Here is a 14288-nt window from a genome sequence, read left to right on the forward strand (position 1 = left end):
TTGCGGAACGCGGCACCGTGGTGTGCGCCCGGGGCCTCCGGGCGGTCCGCTCCCCCAGCCGTGAGGCGGTGCGTCGATGTCCGCTCCTTCAGCCTGGCCACGTGACGACGGCCCGCTGTTCGGCGTCGCTCCTTCGAGCGGCGCCCCGGCGGAGCCCGTGCCACCGGGTGCGTCCCCTCCCCCGGCGCCGCCCCGCCACGCCGCCACGGGGCAACCACCGCCGGAGGTGGCCGTGCCGCCCCCGGTGCCGGTCCCGCAGTTCGACCCGGTGTGGCCCGGGGGCGTCCTGCGCCAGCGGGCGCGCGGTGCGCTGCGGCGGGTCCGGCGTGCCGCGGGCGTGGCGCTCGCCCTCACCGCGCTCGCTCTCGGAGCTCTGGGCTGGGTGGGGCCGCCGGGGCCTTCGGTGGCCGCCGTGGAGCCGCGGGGCGGCACCGGCCCCGGCGAGGCCCGGGACACCGGGCCGCCGGCGCGCGGTGACACACCCCGGGCTGCCGGGGCGGAGCGCGTCCGGGCTCCGGTGCGCCTCGCCGACCGGGCGGTCGCCGCCCTGCTGCGCCCGGGCGACCGGGTGGACGTGGTGGCCGCCGCCCCGCACGACGGCCTGGCCGCCGAGCCCGGCCCGGCCCGCGTCCTGGCCCGGCGGGCCACCGTGGCGCAGATTCCGGGGCGCCGGGCGGCCGAGGGCGAGGACGCGCCGCCACCGGGCGCCGAACAGGGGGCCCTGGTGGTGCTGTCGGTGCCGCCCGGCACGGCCGCGCGGCTCGCCGGAGCCGCCGCCCACGCGCCGCTGGCGGTGACGCTGTGGTGAGCGGCGGGGCGACGGCACGCGCGCGCACGTCCCGCACACCTGCGCACAGGCCCGACCGTACGGGGTGCTCCGACTGGACAGCCGGTGCCGGGCTCGGGCAGCGTGCCCGGGGCGGCGTCACGGAACCGGGTCGTCCGGTGTCCTGCGCGCCGCTGCCCCGACCGTGGGCCCGGGCAGACGGAGAAAGGCAGTCCTTTGAGCGAGAAGCAGAGCGTCCTGGCGGGATTCAAGGCGTTCCTGATGCGGGGCAACGTGGTCGAACTGGCCGTTGCCGTCGTCATCGGGGCCGCGTTCACCAAGATCGTGACCGCCGTGGTCGAGGGGATCATCAATCCCGTCGTGGGTGCGATCGGCCCGAAGGACCTGGACGCCTACCAGTTCTGCCTGAAGGGTCCCTGCGGGGTGGACGAGGCCACGGGGGAAGCGATCGGCATCGTGATCAAGTGGGGCTCGGTCCTCAGCGCCGCGCTCACCTTCGTGATCACCGCGGCCGTCGTCTACTTCCTGATGATCATGCCGCTGACCAAGTACAAGGCCCGGATGGACGCCCGCAAGCCGCTGGCCGACACCTCACCGGCCAAGACGGAGCTGGACGTGCTGACCGAGATCCGGGACACCCTGATCGCGCAGCGCACCGCAGCCGAACCCCGGACCGCGGCGGCCGTGGGCGGCCGGCGCGAGGGCGGCGGGCAGCCGGGCTGAGCCATCGGGGGCGGCCCGGCGGCCTGCGGGCGGGCAGCCCGCTCGGCCCCGTTCCGCGCCTCCGCGCGCCCGTCCCGGCACCGACCGGGTGCGCCCGGCAGCCGGCGCACGGCGCGCACGTCTCGCACGTCGCGCACGTCTCACCGGACGCGCCGTGGCCGCCGAACGCCCGGCGCGGCCCCGCCGGGCCGGACATCACAGGTGGTGCGGGGGCACATCGTCCAGGAACCGGGCCAGGTCCGCCGCCGCGTCCCCGGTCATGGCGGGCCGCTCGCCCCAGCCCCGGTCCGTGTCGTCCCCGGCCCGGCCGCTCAACGGGTCGTCGAAGACCAGCGCGGCCGCCGGATCGCGGGGCGCGGGCGCGGGGGTGTGCTGTGGTGCGGTCATGCCTTCAGGGTAGCCAGCGCCTCGTGCCACCACTGGTCGCGTCCCGGCGTCCACGGCACCGGCCCGCCGCTCTGATGCACGACGAGCACGGAGCGGACGTTCGGGCAGTCGGCCAGCGCCCGGTCCAGTGTCCGCTTGGCCGCATACCGACGCCCGGCGCGCACCCCGGTGTCGGCGACCACCAGCACCCCCGCGCCGGAGCGCTGCACGGCTTCCCGGAGCAGCAGCGCCGAGCCGTCCCACGGCAGGGTGACGCGCAGGGCGTCCATGCGGCCGCACGCCATCGTCGTCACCACCGACTCCGGGCACATCGGCAGCAGCACGCCGACGCGTTCACCGGGCCGGACGCCCAGCCGGGACAGCGTGGCGGCGGCGCGCCGGGTCTGCTTGAGCAGCCGGGTGTGGACGTACTCCGCGGCGGGGGCCGGCGCCCGCGTCTGCCGCGGTCGGGGTGCGCGCGAGGGCGGGATGCGGCTGCTGAGGGAAAGGTGCTGTTGGTCGACCGACATGTGTAGCAGCCTGCTGCGAGGCCATGAACGTCCGATCAACGTTCGCTGTACGCGCCCGGTGCGGGCCTGCGGGCGGTGCGCGGGACGCCGACCGAGCACGCCCCCGGGCCTGGCCGCCTGGTAAGTATGGGCCGTGGCTGAGGACAGGCAGGAGACGGCGCACGGCGGCACGGCGTCCGCCACGGACACGCTGGCCGCGGTGCCCGGCATGCGGGTCGGGCACGCCCAGCGGGCCGGGGACGGATGGCTGACGGGGACGACGGTCGTGCTGGCGCCCCCCGGTGGCGCGGTCGCCGCGGTGGACGTGCGCGGCGGCGGCCCGGGCACCCGGGAGACCGACGCGCTGGACCCGCGCAACCTGGTGGAGCGGATCGACGCCGTCGTCCTCACCGGGGGCAGCGCGTTCGGGCTCGACGCCGCCTCCGGCGTGATGCGTTGGCTGGAGGAGCGGGGCCGGGGCGTGCCGGTGGGTCCGGACCCGGCGCAGGTGGTGCCGGTGGTACCGGCGGCCTGCGTGTTCGACCTGGGCCGGGGCGGTGACTGGCACGCACGTCCCGATGCCGCGCTCGGCCGGGCCGCCGCCGAGGCCGCGCACGCGCACGGCGACCGGGTGCGGGAGGGCAACGTCGGCGCGGGCACCGGGGCGGTGGCCGGAGGGCTGAAGGGCGGTGTGGGCACGGCCGCCACGGTCCTGCCGGACGGGGTCACCGTCGCGGCGCTCGCCGTGGTGAACGCCGTCGGCTCGGTACTCGACCCGGGCACGGGCGCGCTCTACGGCGAGCTGGCGATGGGGCGGGTCGCGGTGCCGGACGCGGCGCGGCACGCGGTCGCGCGCGAGCGGATCGCCCGGGCGCGGGAGGCGCTGGGCGTGCCGCCGCTCAACACCACCCTCGCCGTGGTCGCCACCGACGCGGCGTTGGGCCCGGCACAGGCCCAGAAGCTCGCCGGGACGGCGCACGACGGGCTCGCCCGCGCGGTGCGCCCGGTGCACCTGATGCACGACGGCGACACCGTCTTCGCCCTGGCCACCGGCGCGCGGCCGGTCGCGCTGCCGGGGCTGAACGACGTCCTGGCCGCCGGGGCCGACGCGGTGACCCGCGCCGTGGTGAAGGCGGTGCTGGCGGCCGGGACCGTCAGCACGCCGGTCGGGGAGTTCCCCGCCTACCGCGATCTGTACGGCCGCTGACGCCACACGGCCCCAGCAGGCCGTCGCGGCGCCGTCCGCCCGGGTCACGGCATCCGTGCGCGGGGGCTGCCCACCGGCGCTCCGTTCAGCGCCGGCGCCCACCCCCGCGCTGACCAGCGTGCCCGCGGAGCCGCCGCCGCTACGGCGGCGGTCGGCCGAGGAGCCGGGCGGCGAGCACCCCGCCGGTGCGCAGCGCCCCGCGTGGCGCCGAAGGCCCTGGTGAACGCACCGGTGCGGGCACCCGCCGCCGCGCTGCGCGCCGACCCGGCACAGCGCCGGTCGCGCGTCAGGCCACGGCGTCGAACCCGGTGTCGTGGGCCATGCGCTTGAGCTCCAGCAGCGCGTGCTTCTCGATCTGCCGGATGCGCTCCCGAGTCAGCCCGTGCTGCTTGCCGACCTCGGTGAGCGTCCGCTCGCGCCCGTCCTCGATGCCGTAGCGGGCGCGGATGATGGACGCCGTGCGGTCGTCGAGGCGCCCGATCAGGTCACCGAGCTCCTCGCTGCGCAGCAGCGTGAGCACCGACTGCTCCGGGGAGACCGCCGAGGTGTCCTCCAGGAGATCACCGAACTGCGTCTCACCCTCGTCGTCGACGGACATGTTCAAACTCACCGGGTCCCGCGCCCAGTCGAGCACGTCGGTGACGCGCTCGGGGCTGGAACCCAGCTCGGCGGCGATCTCGGCCGGCTCCGGCTCCCGCCCGAGCTCGCGACCGAACTCTCGCTGCACCCGGCGGATGCGGCCGAGTTCTTCCACCAGGTGGACCGGCAGCCGGATCGTGCGCGACTGGTCCGCTATGGACCGCGTGATGGCCTGGCGAATCCACCAGGTCGCGTACGTCGAGAACTTGAAGCCCTTGGTGTAGTCGAACTTCTCCACCGCGCGCACCAGGCCCGCGTTGCCCTCCTGGATCAAGTCCAGCAGGGGCAGGCCACTGCGCGGGTAGCGGCGGGCGACGGCCACCACGAGGCGCAGGTTGGAGCGGATGAACACGTCCTTGGCGCGTTCACCCGCCATGACGATCGCCTCCAGCTCCTCGCGGCTGGCCCCGGCCACGGGGCCGCCCTCGACGGGCCGCTCCCTCCCCTGGAGGATGCGCTGCGCGTAGACCCCGGCCTCGATGTCCAGGGACAGCTCGACCTCCTTGGCCGCGTCCAGCAGCGGGGTGCGGGCGATCTCGTCCAGGTACATGCCGACCAGATCACGGTCGGCGACGTCGCCGCCTGCGCGCACACTGGTTGCCGCCTCAGCGCCTTCGGTGGCGGGCTGACGACGGGCGACGGCACGGGTTGCCATGCGCTCTCCCTTGCGTGTGATCACTTACTGGTCGGTGGCGGACCGGATGACCCCTGGCGAATGACGCCCGGAGCGCCGTCCTCCCTGACCGGGTAACCGTTTCCGAACGTCTCAACGAGTCGAATCCGGACAGAATTCCCAATGCGCCCCGCCCAGTTGTCGATCATGCAGTACCCTGTCCACCCACACCCGCGGCAGGCGACTGTGCGGTCTGCGTCAGAACCCCAGGTCACAGCGGGGGAACGAGCCCACCGGCCGCCGCGGGCCACCCACCCACCCGCCTGCCTCGCTGAGACGGTGATCACACTTCACCGCCCACCCGAGCGAGGGCTCGCACCGCTTTCACCCCCCATAGACGGCCCCACGCCCCCGCTGGTTGCGACGCAGCGGTACCCGCCCGGAACCCCCGCGCCCCCACGGCCCCGGTGGGCGGTCCCCAGCCCGATCCCCGACCCATCCGGGAACGGATCGGCCCGAGCCTCACCAGCCCGGAGACGGACCGGCCTGGGAGCCGAGCCGACCAGCCCCAGACCGGACAGCCCGGCGACGACCGCCCCGGCGCCCGGACCCGGGCGGTTGCCAGGCCCACGCGGGCGAGGCGGAACCGCCCCGCCCGCGGCCCCGGGGCCGCGCGCCTCCCGCGCCGGCCCGCCCCGGCCCGCTCCGGGACGGCGCCCGTACGGCAGGCCACCGCCCGGTGAACGCCGTCGGACGGGCCGCGTCGCGATCCCCAGTTCCCCGCCCGCGAACCCCTATGTCCACACCCCGCGCCTCGCCACGCCGCCCGGCGTCCGAGAACGGTGGGACACCAGGACGCCCGCGCTCGGCCGCGTCCGGCAGCCCCAGGCCGCAACGGGAAGCGAGACGCACCATGCCCGCCACCTCCGCACATGCCCGCTCCGCCGGGACGCACACCACCGGCGACTACGAGGTCTCGGTCGCGCACACCACCGACCAGGTCCGCGCCGCCCAGCGACTGCGCCACCAGGTGTTCGGCGAGGAGATGGGCGCCCGCCTGCACACGCCGCTGCCCGGGCACGACATCGACGCGGTCGACGAGGTCGCCGACCACCTGCTGGTCACCGAGCGCGCCACCGGCGCCGTCGTCGGCACCTACCGCCTGCTGCCGCCCGGCCGCGCCGACCGCCTGTACTCCGACTCCGAGTTCGACCTCACGGCACTCGCCCCGCTGCGTCCCGCGCTCGTCGAGGCCGGCCGCTCCTGCGTCCACCCCGAGCACCGCACCGGCACGGTGATCGACCTGCTGTGGTCGGCCCTGGCCCGGTACGTCCTCCTCTCCGGGCACCGCTACCTCGCCGGGTGCGCCTCGGTGCCGCTGACCGACGGCGGGCGCGCGGCCGACGCCGCGTGGCAGTTGGCGCACGGCAAGCACGCCTGCCCACCCGAACTGCGCGTCACCCCGCACCGGCCCTGGCACCCCGCGCACCCGCCCGCCGAGCGCCCCCACTACGCCGACCTGCCGCCGCTGCTGCGCGGCTACCTGCGCGTCGGCGCCTGGCTGTGCGGCCCGCCCGCCCACGACCCGGAGTTCCACACCGCCGACTTCTTCACCCTCCTCCCCCTGGACCGCATGTCCGACCGCTACCGCCGCTACTTCCTCGGGGACCCGCAGTGACCACGGCGACGCGCACGACCCCGGTCCCGCTCACCCCGCCCACCCCGAGCGCCTGGACCGTCACCTCCCCGTGCACCTCCCGCTGCGTCGTCCCCGGCCCCACCGTGCCCCGTCCCACGGCCGCCCTCCGCTGCGCCGCGTTCGCCCGCGTCGTCACCCGGGCCACGCTCCTCGACGGGGCCCGCCTGGCCGACCCGGCCGTGCTCGGCGCCCGCGCCCGCGCCACCCTCGCCGCACTCGGCGTACGCCTCCACCGCACCGGCGCCCCCCTGGCTACGACCCCGGGCACCCTGCTCGTCGCCAACCACGTCTCCTGGCTCGACGCCCTCGCCCTCCTCTCGTCGGCCCCCGTCCGCCTGCTCGCCAAGCGCGAGGTCGCCACCTGGCCGCTCGTCGGCCCCCTCACCACCCGCGCCGGCACCCTCTACATCGACCGCACCGCCTTCCGCGACCTCCCCCGCGCCGTGGCCACCCTGGCCGCCGCCCTGCGCTCCGGCCAGCACATCGCCCTGTTCCCCGAGGGCACCACGCGCTGCTCCGCCCCCGCGGGCACCTTCCGCCGCGCCACCTTCCAGGCGGCCATCGACGCCGGCGCCCCCGTCCAGCCGGTCACCCTCACCTACCGCCAGCACGGCCACCCCACCACCGCCCCCGCCTACGTGGGCGACACCGCCTTCCTCACGTCCCTACGACACGTCGCCCACGCCGCGGACCTCACCGTCACCCTCCACGCCCACCCCCCGATCCCGTCCCACCACCACACCCGCCGCACCCTCGCCACCGCCGCCCAACACACCGTCCACCCCCCAACCCCACCCGCTACACTGGCGCCGGTACCTCCCCGCCTCCGTAGCTCAGGGGATAGAGCACCGCTCTCCTAAAGCGGGTGTCGCAGGTTCGAATCCTGCCGGGGGCACAGACCGAAGGGCCAGCTCAGGAGGGGTTTCGTCTTGAGCTGCCCTTCAGCGTTTCAGGGTTCGTGCCACAAGCGTGCCAGTACGCATTAACGGGTCGGGGAGCATGCGGTCGAGAAGCTGAGCCCCGTGAGCGGGATCGCCACATGAGCGGCCGCCGCTCATGACCCTCGCGGAATGCGGGCTCTGTACCGCAGGTCGCAGATGTTCAGCCCGTGAGGGGAGCCCGCCTCAGCCTCTTGAGCACATCCTCAAGAGACAACTGTGAGTTTCGCAACTTCTCGTATCCGGCAACGACCTCGTCCGGGTTCAAGCCTGCCTCTTGCGCCTTGTTACGCAGTTCAGCAAGGTCGATGGCATCTGTAAGCGCCTGATTCGCGGCCTCGGCGTCCTGATGCTGCAGCCGCTTGGCCGCTTCCTGCAGACCACGCTTCCACATGTACCACCCTCCACCGGTTCCGCCGACAAAGAGGGCACCAGCGGCGGCGAAGAAAAGAATGGGCATATCCGGTCCTTTCGTTGCCGCTCATAGGCTGCCATGTTCGTGCCGTCATCGCGGGCGAATCGGAGGAAATGGGCGATCCGTGACTTTGCTGCGAGCACAGGGAGAGGGGCCAGCTCAGAGGGGGCACCCCGGGCTGGCCCTTCGACGTTTTAGAGCGTGTTCTATGTGGTGAGGCGGGTCAGTCGCTTGTAGCAGCAGAGGGCTGCGGCCAGGCCGAGGAAGGCCAGGTAGTTGCGGGAATGGCGCTCGTAGCGGGGTGACAGGCGGCGGTAGCTGGTCAACCAGGCCATCGTGCGCTCGATGACCCAGCGGTGGTGCCACAACCGTTCGCTGGACTCGATGCCCTTGTGGGCGATCCGTGCCGCGATGTGTTTGCCGCGGAGCCATCGGCGCGGGTCAGGGTTGTCGTAGGCCTTGTCGGCGTGGAGCTTGCCGAAGGTGTAGTCGCGGCCTCGGTCCCGGTCGTGTCTCGTGTGGAGGCCGGCCAGCATCGGTTTCAGGCCCTGGCTGTCGCGGGTGTTGCCAGTTGAGATGCCGACCACGAGGGGCAGTCCGGACCGGTCGGACAGGATGTGCATCCTGGTACCCGGCTTGCCCCGGTCCACGGGGCTCGGACCTGTGTGTTCGCCCCCCTTTTAGCCCGCACGTGGGCCGAGTCGAGAACGATGCGGGAGAGGTCCAGCAGACCGTGGTTGGCGAGTTTGTCGAGCACCGCCTGGTGCAGCCGGCCCCACACTCCGGCCCGGAACCAGATCAGGAAGCGGCGGTGGGCGGTGGACTTGGAGATCCCGAAGCACGGCGGCAGCGCCCGCCAGGCGCAGCCGCTCACCAGGACGTAGACGATCGCGGCGAACACCGCCTCATCAGGGGTGTTCTGCGTACCTCCGCCCTGCGGCCGCACCTTCGCTGGCGGCAGCAGCGGCTGCGCGAGCTCCCACAAGCCGTCCGGAACGATCCATCCCCACCGAGCACTCCCCATGACCGGCACAACGAGCCGACCGCCACATAGGACACGCTCTTACACGGCGGCCTGATAGCGGCCGTCCTTGCACTTGGTGATGCTTCCGGCGCCGTTGGGGTTGCGCTTGCGCTGACTGGCCATCAGGCTGCCTCCTCGATCTGCTCGCGGATGAAGTCGTGCAGCGAGTCGGCCGGGATGCGGCGAGCGCGGCAGATGGTGATGGACGTCAGCCGGTGGGAGCGGGTGAGGTCCTATTGATCCGAAACGGTTCGGGTTCTGGGTCGTTGGTGGTGTGTGAGCGATCTGGTGGTGGATGCGCGGCATCTGTCGCCGTCGGCGCAGGAGGCCCTGCGGCTGCGGGCGGTGGCCGCGTTGGTGGCGGGGCGGGACCGTGAGGACGTGGCGGAGCTCTTCGGGGTGTCGTTGAAGGCGGTGGACGGCTGGTGGGCGAAGTGGCTGGCCGGCGGCCGGGAGGCGCTGGTCATGCGGCCACGGGGCAAGCCGGTTGGGGTGTACCAGGTGCTCGGCGAGGCCGAGCAGGCCGCCGTGCGGCAGGCGATCCTTGATCACCGGCCCTGTGACGTGGGGCTGAGCGGGCAGCTGTGGAGGCGACGGCTGGTGGGCGAGCTGATCGCGAAGCTGTACCGGGTGGGGCTGACCGAGCCCGGGGTGGGCAAGTACCTCAAGCGGTGGGGGCTGTCCTTCCAGCGGCCGGACAAGCGGGCCGTCGAGCAGGACCCGCAGGCCGTCCGGCGCTGGCATGAGGAGATCTGGCCGAAGATCCGTGCCAAGGCGAGGAAGGACGGGGGCGAGGTTCTGTTCGCCGACCAGGTCGGTATCCGTTCCGACCAGGTCACCGGCCGCACCTGGGGCGAGAAGGGCAGGACACCCGTGGTGCCGCGGAGCGGGAACCGGTTCTCGGTGAACGCGATGTCGGCGATCAGCACCAAGGGCCGGATGCACTTCATGGTCTTCACGGAGAGCTTCACCGCCGAGGTGATGTGCCGCTTCCTGGACCGGATCGCCGGCCACTTCGACCACAAGGTCCACCTCGTGGTCGACGGACACTCCTCCCACCGCTCGAGGAAGGTCCGCGACTGGCTCGCCGCCCACCCCGACGACGTCGAACTGCACTTCCTCCCCGCCTACTCGCCCGAGCTGAACCCCGACGAGCTGGTCAACGCCGACCTCAAGCACAGCCTGCCCAAGCAGCACCGAGCCCGGAACCAGGCCGAACTCACCCCCGAGACCCGCCGGTTCTTCCGCAGACGCCAGCGACAACCGCACATCGTCCGCGGCTACTTCGGCGGCCCCACCGTCCGTTACACCCTGGACGAGAACCCCATGAGTTTCTGATCAATAGACAGTGGAGCGTCCGAGCTTGAGCCGTGCCATGACCTCCGGCACGGTCAGCAGCTCAGCGGTTGCGGTGGTTATGCGGCGGCTCTTGCTAGAGAAGTGGCCGCGGAAGCCGAGCATGTGGACCCAGGCCCACAGCTTCCGGTCCGGATACACGCCGTCGAGGTCCCAGCAGGCCCGGATGAGCCGCCGGGCGTGGTCGGGCACCCGCGCCCCCTCTCCGGGGAACTCCGCAGCCTGGCCGCCTTCGACACCACCACACCCGCCCAGGCGATCCGCTGGATCCGCACGGCCCTGCAAGCCATCGTCCCGGCCCTGCACGGACCAGCCCGCACCCGAGCAGAACGCTGGCTCACCACCGGACACATCGAAGCCCAACGCGACCTTCATCCAGAGCTTGCAGAAAACTTCCGAAAGATGCTGACTCGAAACGCAAACATTATTTTTATCAAGGATTGACCGTAGGTCTACTCAAGGTATCCGATGTTTCAGCTCCCGTCTTTTACAAGGGTGGGATCTATGAAAGAGCAGGGTTGGAAACTCCGGAAGTCCCCAATACGGATTATATGCGAGTCTTCTCCCGCTTCCAATCTTGAGAACTGCCAGGTCGCTTCCGCAAAAGAGACAAGCTGATAGCGTGGCTGAGGTCGGCGGGAGTGCAGCGAGACATATGCGCGCCCGACGGCCGGTGCGACACCGGCCGCCGTGAGGAGCGTGGTCGTGCCGTGCCGGGCGTCATGGAGTTGGACTACCCGAAGACCGGCACTCTGGGCGACCCGCGTGAAGGACCGAAGACGTTGCGTTCACTGGTCGACCGGTCCGCGTAGTGAACACGCAATCGGACTCCTGCCACCCCTCCCCCGCCTTCGCCCGAGCATCCGATGCCAGCGCAACGGAGCGATGCACAGCGCGGGCAGCGGTACAGCACGACTGCGGCAGCTCTTCGGGTCATCGTCGTACAGCACGCCACAGCGCCACTGAGTCTGCTTCCGGACGTACAACGCCCGCCCGTCGAGATCCACGTCCGACCACCGGAGCCAGCTCCATGACGATCGCCAACACGAAGGCGGCATAGAGCGGGACTTGGTGCAGCTTCAGGCAAAGGGCGAGAGGAGGGTGAAGTGGTCCCGCAGTCCGTCAGCATGGTGAGCGGTTACATGCTGCAAGCGACTCGCTTCGGGGGCTGCAAGGAGGTCAAGTGACGCCACGTGTGGTTGTGCAGCGCCGCTGTAAGGGGAGGGCACTCGCTGGTGGTCAGGATAGGCGTGGAGGGCGACGTGGCCGTTGTCGGGGGCTGCGGAGGCGCTCACGCGGTTCATCAGGCCCAGTAGTCGGTGCGGAAGGAGGAGTTCTGCCATCCATTCGCCGGTCCAGAAGCTCCAGTGAGCGTCGTCTTCCGGTCGGCCGGTGTCCAGCCGCTGGTGCTGCTGACGACCGGCTAGGTCGAGGTAGAGGTCCGGGCCCTGGCGGCTGATCTGTCCTCCGTCGTCGCGCCTGACCATCCACTCGCAGCTTTCGGTGATCTGCAGCTCCACACGGGAGTGGAGGAGAGTGCCGGGACGCTTAGAGGAGTCGGGCTCGTAGTCGCTGTAACCACGTGGCTCACCCTCGGGGTCCACGGAGGGGACCGCGCGTTCTGCTTCGCCGATGAAGTGGCCGCCGGCAGGGTCGATCAGGCCGTGGCAGAGCCTACCTAGCACCGTCGTGGGGTCGGTCATGACGTTACCTACTTCATTTGCAGTGGTTCGGTGACCGCCAACCATAGGAGGCGGACGCTTCCCTGAGCTCATCCTCTGGTGTCAGGGTGGTGGAGGTGTCGACCCAGGAGACTTGGATGATGTGGTATGCACCACACGCCTTTTGCGGCAGCTCGATGACCGTGGACCGGCCAGCGGGTGCGAAGGCACAGGTTTCCGGACTATGGGGGAGGGGCGCGGCGCGGTGTTCATGGCAGCGTTGTTCTGTGGCCGTGGTGACGTCAGGTATGCCTTGGTCGTCAACGCTGTCGTAGACGAGGTGGACAACACGCAACGGGATGCTGGCTCCTTTCACTTCGATGCCGCCGCGCTCATCCGCCCCCGGCCACGTCATTATTCTCGGTGGCGACGTGGGGTCTTGGCGCGGCCAGCTTTCGTGGAATGGCTCGAGCGTGGCATCTGCAACTTTTGCCGTAGGCGCGGCCTGGGGAATGTAGCGGTCCTCGGCAGCCCTCCACGGCGCGGTGTCCGTCTGGTCGCGCGGCGACGCCGACGCAGAAGGAGCGGGCACGGGCTCCGGTGCGAGACTCTGGCCGCAGCTAGTTGCTGCGGCCAGAGCTGCTACGACAAGCAGGTACCGGGCCTGGCGGTCAGCGGCACACAATCTCATCGTCGTTCTGCTCGTAGGCGGCGGCAGAGTAGCTCTGCACACCGGTGCTGATAGTGCCGAATCCCTCGGTGCGGTAGCGGTACCAGTTGCCTTCGCTGCAGTTGGCCACCACGGTGCGCCGGTACTCCTGCACGTTCCCGGCCGTCTTGGTCTTCGCCGGCAGGGTGGCCACCTGCTGCCACCCGTACCAGCGGGACCGGTAGGTTTTACCGGACACGGTATTGGAGGCCAGCGGCAGCACGTCACAGGCGCTGACGATCCGGGTGTGTATCTCGTGCTCGTAAGAGTTGCTGGCGTGCGGGAAATTGACCTGAATGCCGCACCCCTTGGGGTAGGCCAGCGTCCCGACGCCATCAGTGTCAGCACCATAGGCCGCGTCCCCACGGGCTAAACCCTCGGTCGCCTGCGACTGCGGCGGCACCTGCCCACCGTCTTCGGCTATCGCCGTGGCCGGAGCCGCAAGGATCAGCAGACCGGAGACAGCGAGCGTAGCGAACTTCTTCATACTTTCCCCCAGCATCGTGCGCCTCACAGGCGCCTTGCTCTTCGGTCGACGCCGACGCTACCCACGCTGGCTATCAGAATCCCGCCAAACTTACCGAGCATCCCGCCGAGGCTGCGGTATGGCAGGCTGCCCAGGGAGTACAGGTGAAGGCGGCCACCGACCCCACCACCGCGTGGGTTGACACCGCGCCCAACTACCTCGGCGGACGGGCGCAGCCGCTGCTTGCGCCCGTTCTCGCCCAGCATCCTCTTCAGGTCTCCACCAAGGTCAGATTTCTGACCGGTCAATCCGCCAAGGATGCTGTATCGGAGGGAGCCATCACCAGCGATGACGCGGAGCACGGGCACTGCCTGAGCAGCCCGTACGTCCACTGGCAATGTGCCCGCAACCGCACCGAACTCGGCCGCGACCGCCTGGACCTCGTCTTCGCCCACAACCCCGAGCGCACCATCGGTGGCCCGTACGAAGCCCTCCGCGACACCTTCACCGCCTTCGCCCGGGCCCTGGACGGAGAGGGACCCATCCCCCAGGTGGCCGACCTCGGGTGGCAGGTGTACGCCTCGGCACCCCTGTTCGGCAGCGACCTGCCGCACCTTGCCACCCGCGAACTCACCGCCCTGCTGAACCCGGACCTCACCGCCGTCCAGGCATGCCTGCTGGCGGCGGCACCTGCCCTGGGGTGACGCGGATTCTGCTCTCCGTCTCCACCCCCGAAACACTGGGCCGAAGCCCAAGCCGCCCTGCGGAACCCGGACCTCCCTGTCCCTCCACTGCGAGGGGTGCTGGATGTACTCGCCGCCGGCTGACCCTACGGACCAACATCGCATGCGCCGGGTCTTCGCGCGGTCCGCCGAGACGCTGGGCGTCGCAATTGCCGGTCCCGAGATCTGGGGCTGGCACGGTCGCACCCTCAGCAGCCGTGTCGAGCACCCGAACCGAGGCGTCTGCTGGCTGCGTCTGCTATCCACGCCACAGGAGAGCAGCGGGAAGGATCTGGAAGGGAAACCGCCAGGCCGCCGCGCTCTTCGACAGACGCGTCCACAAGCCCCTGCTCCACGGCACCGCGGAGTCCAGCAGCGACGGCTACGCCTACCAGGCCTAGCTGCACGAGTACATCGCCGAGCCAATCTGCTCCCACAGCCCCGTCCTGCGCAC

At 71.5% G+C, this 14288-nt stretch carries 16 protein-coding genes, 1 tRNA gene and 2 pseudogenes; 10 read left to right on the forward strand and 9 right to left on the reverse strand.

Features of this window, described 5'->3' with window-relative positions:
* The first annotated feature begins 232 nt into the window (after window positions 1-232).
* Entirely contained in the window at window positions 233-808 is a 576-nt protein-coding gene (locus OSB71_RS04660) for an RcpC/CpaB family pilus assembly protein (protein ID WP_265944480.1), read from the forward strand.
* Window positions 809-1003: 195 nt separating this feature from the next.
* Complete coding sequence (mscL, locus tag OSB71_RS04665) at window positions 1004-1510, forward strand: large conductance mechanosensitive channel protein MscL (protein WP_265944482.1); 507 nt, start codon at window positions 1004-1006, stop codon at window positions 1508-1510.
* A gap of 195 nt (window positions 1511-1705) precedes the next feature.
* Here the strand turns inward: mscL and OSB71_RS04670 are convergent, their stop codons facing one another.
* Together OSB71_RS04670 and OSB71_RS04675 are read right to left on the reverse strand one after the other, a co-directional pair.
* Entirely contained in the window at window positions 1706-1897 is a 192-nt protein-coding gene (locus tag OSB71_RS04670) for a hypothetical protein (RefSeq protein WP_265944483.1), read from the reverse strand.
* On the reverse strand, window positions 1894-2406 hold the full coding sequence (locus OSB71_RS04675; protein WP_265944485.1) for an AMP-binding protein: 513 nt from the start codon (window positions 2404-2406) through the stop codon (window positions 1894-1896). Before OSB71_RS04675 ends, OSB71_RS04670 begins: the two co-directional genes overlap by 4 nt.
* A gap of 133 nt (window positions 2407-2539) precedes the next feature.
* Here OSB71_RS04675 and OSB71_RS04680 point away from each other — a divergent pair, with 133 nt between their 5' ends.
* The gene (locus tag OSB71_RS04680) at window positions 2540-3592 is read left to right on the forward strand and encodes a P1 family peptidase (RefSeq protein ID WP_416237193.1); all 1053 of its coding nucleotides are present in this window, start codon (window positions 2540-2542) and stop codon (window positions 3590-3592) included.
* A 286-nt stretch (window positions 3593-3878) separates the two neighbouring features.
* Here OSB71_RS04680 and OSB71_RS04685 read toward each other — a convergent pair whose 3' ends face one another.
* Window positions 3879-4886 (reverse strand): sigma-70 family RNA polymerase sigma factor, encoded by a 1008-nt coding sequence (locus tag OSB71_RS04685; RefSeq protein WP_265944487.1) that lies wholly within the window; start codon window positions 4884-4886, stop codon window positions 3879-3881.
* An 871-nt stretch (window positions 4887-5757) separates the two neighbouring features.
* Here OSB71_RS04685 and OSB71_RS04690 point away from each other — a divergent pair.
* From OSB71_RS04690 to OSB71_RS04695, 3 genes are all read left to right on the forward strand, one after another.
* Complete coding sequence (locus tag OSB71_RS04690) at window positions 5758-6522, forward strand: GNAT family N-acetyltransferase (RefSeq protein WP_265944489.1); 765 nt, start codon at window positions 5758-5760, stop codon at window positions 6520-6522.
* 200 nt (window positions 6523-6722) lie between these two features.
* Window positions 6723-7403 carry a lysophospholipid acyltransferase family protein gene (locus OSB71_RS24570; RefSeq protein ID WP_416237197.1) on the forward strand — a complete coding sequence of 227 codons (681 nt, stop codon included), beginning with the start codon at window positions 6723-6725 and terminating at the stop codon, window positions 7401-7403.
* Window positions 7366-7438, forward strand: a tRNA-Arg gene (locus OSB71_RS04695). Before OSB71_RS24570 ends, OSB71_RS04695 begins: the two co-directional genes overlap by 38 nt.
* A 206-nt stretch (window positions 7439-7644) precedes the next feature.
* Here OSB71_RS04695 and OSB71_RS04700 read toward each other — a convergent pair.
* Together OSB71_RS04700 and OSB71_RS04705 are read right to left on the reverse strand one after the other, a co-directional pair.
* Window positions 7645-7941, reverse strand: coding sequence for a hypothetical protein (locus tag OSB71_RS04700; protein ID WP_265944491.1), 297 nt, complete (start codon window positions 7939-7941; stop codon window positions 7645-7647).
* 161 nt (window positions 7942-8102) lie between these two features.
* Window positions 8103-8920, reverse strand: a protein-coding gene (locus OSB71_RS04705) for an IS5 family transposase (protein WP_416237194.1) whose coding sequence is annotated in 2 segments (ribosomal slippage) — window positions 8103-8578 and window positions 8578-8920 — 819 coding nt in all. Because the reading frame shifts where the segments join, the coding sequence is not laid out codon by codon here.
* A gap of 276 nt (window positions 8921-9196) precedes the next feature.
* Between OSB71_RS04705 and OSB71_RS04710 the strand changes: the two genes are divergently transcribed.
* Window positions 9197-10258 (forward strand): IS630 family transposase, encoded by a 1062-nt coding sequence (locus OSB71_RS04710; protein ID WP_265944495.1) that lies wholly within the window; start codon window positions 9197-9199, stop codon window positions 10256-10258.
* A 57-nt stretch (window positions 10259-10315) separates the two neighbouring features.
* On the opposite strand, the pseudogene OSB71_RS04715 reads toward OSB71_RS04710, so the two are convergent.
* Window positions 10316-10504, reverse strand: a pseudogene (locus tag OSB71_RS04715) (replication initiator); the annotation flags it as partial.
* Here OSB71_RS04715 and OSB71_RS04720 point away from each other — a divergent pair.
* Window positions 10457-10720: a hypothetical protein gene (locus OSB71_RS04720; RefSeq protein ID WP_265944497.1), complete on the forward strand. Its 264-nt coding sequence runs from the start codon at window positions 10457-10459 to the stop codon at window positions 10718-10720. The pseudogene OSB71_RS04715 and the gene OSB71_RS04720 sit on opposite strands and share 48 nt — an antisense overlap.
* 221 nt (window positions 10721-10941) lie before the next feature.
* On the opposite strand, the pseudogene OSB71_RS04725 reads toward OSB71_RS04720, so the two are convergent.
* The 3 genes and pseudogenes from OSB71_RS04725 to OSB71_RS04735 form a co-directional block, all read right to left on the reverse strand.
* Window positions 10942-11341, reverse strand: a pseudogene (locus OSB71_RS04725) (tyrosine-type recombinase/integrase); the annotation flags it as partial.
* A 14-nt stretch (window positions 11342-11355) separates the two neighbouring features.
* Entirely contained in the window at window positions 11356-11979 is a 624-nt protein-coding gene (locus OSB71_RS04730) for a hypothetical protein (RefSeq protein WP_265944499.1), read from the reverse strand.
* Between the two features lie 629 nt (window positions 11980-12608).
* The gene (locus OSB71_RS04735; RefSeq protein WP_265944501.1) at window positions 12609-13133 is read right to left on the reverse strand and encodes a hypothetical protein; all 525 of its coding nucleotides are present in this window, start codon (window positions 13131-13133) and stop codon (window positions 12609-12611) included.
* 143 nt (window positions 13134-13276) lie between these two features.
* Between OSB71_RS04735 and OSB71_RS04740 the strand changes: the two genes are divergently transcribed.
* On the forward strand, window positions 13277-13816 hold the full coding sequence (locus OSB71_RS04740; protein ID WP_265944503.1) for an aldo/keto reductase: 540 nt from the start codon (window positions 13277-13279) through the stop codon (window positions 13814-13816).
* Between the two features lie 236 nt (window positions 13817-14052).
* Entirely contained in the window at window positions 14053-14235 is a 183-nt protein-coding gene (locus tag OSB71_RS04745; RefSeq protein ID WP_265944505.1) for a hypothetical protein, read from the forward strand.
* Window positions 14236-14288: the final 53 nt, after the last annotated feature.

This window comes from Streptomyces marinisediminis (assembly GCF_026262575.1).
GTDB classification, from domain to species: Bacteria; Actinomycetota; Actinomycetes; order Streptomycetales; family Streptomycetaceae; genus Streptomyces; species Streptomyces marinisediminis.

What these genes read in the sequence shown, in the direction of transcription:
- OSB71_RS04690 (WP_265944489.1), top strand. Translation starts at nt 5,758, where the DNA reads ATGCCCGCCACCTCCGCACATGCCCGCTCCGCCGGGACGCACACCACC.
- OSB71_RS04670 (WP_265944483.1), bottom strand. Translation starts at nt 1,897, where the DNA reads ATGACCGCACCACAGCACACCCCCGCGCCCGCGCCCCGCGATCCGGCG.
- OSB71_RS04685 (WP_265944487.1), bottom strand. Translation starts at nt 4,886, where the DNA reads ATGGCAACCCGTGCCGTCGCCCGTCGTCAGCCCGCCACCGAAGGCGCT.
- OSB71_RS04700 (WP_265944491.1), bottom strand. Translation starts at nt 7,941, where the DNA reads ATGCCCATTCTTTTCTTCGCCGCCGCTGGTGCCCTCTTTGTCGGCGGA.
- OSB71_RS04675 (WP_265944485.1), bottom strand. Translation starts at nt 2,406, where the DNA reads ATGTCGGTCGACCAACAGCACCTTTCCCTCAGCAGCCGCATCCCGCCC.
- OSB71_RS04730 (WP_265944499.1), bottom strand. Translation starts at nt 11,979, where the DNA reads ATGACCGACCCCACGACGGTGCTAGGTAGGCTCTGCCACGGCCTGATC.
- OSB71_RS04735 (WP_265944501.1), bottom strand. Translation starts at nt 13,133, where the DNA reads ATGAAGAAGTTCGCTACGCTCGCTGTCTCCGGTCTGCTGATCCTTGCG.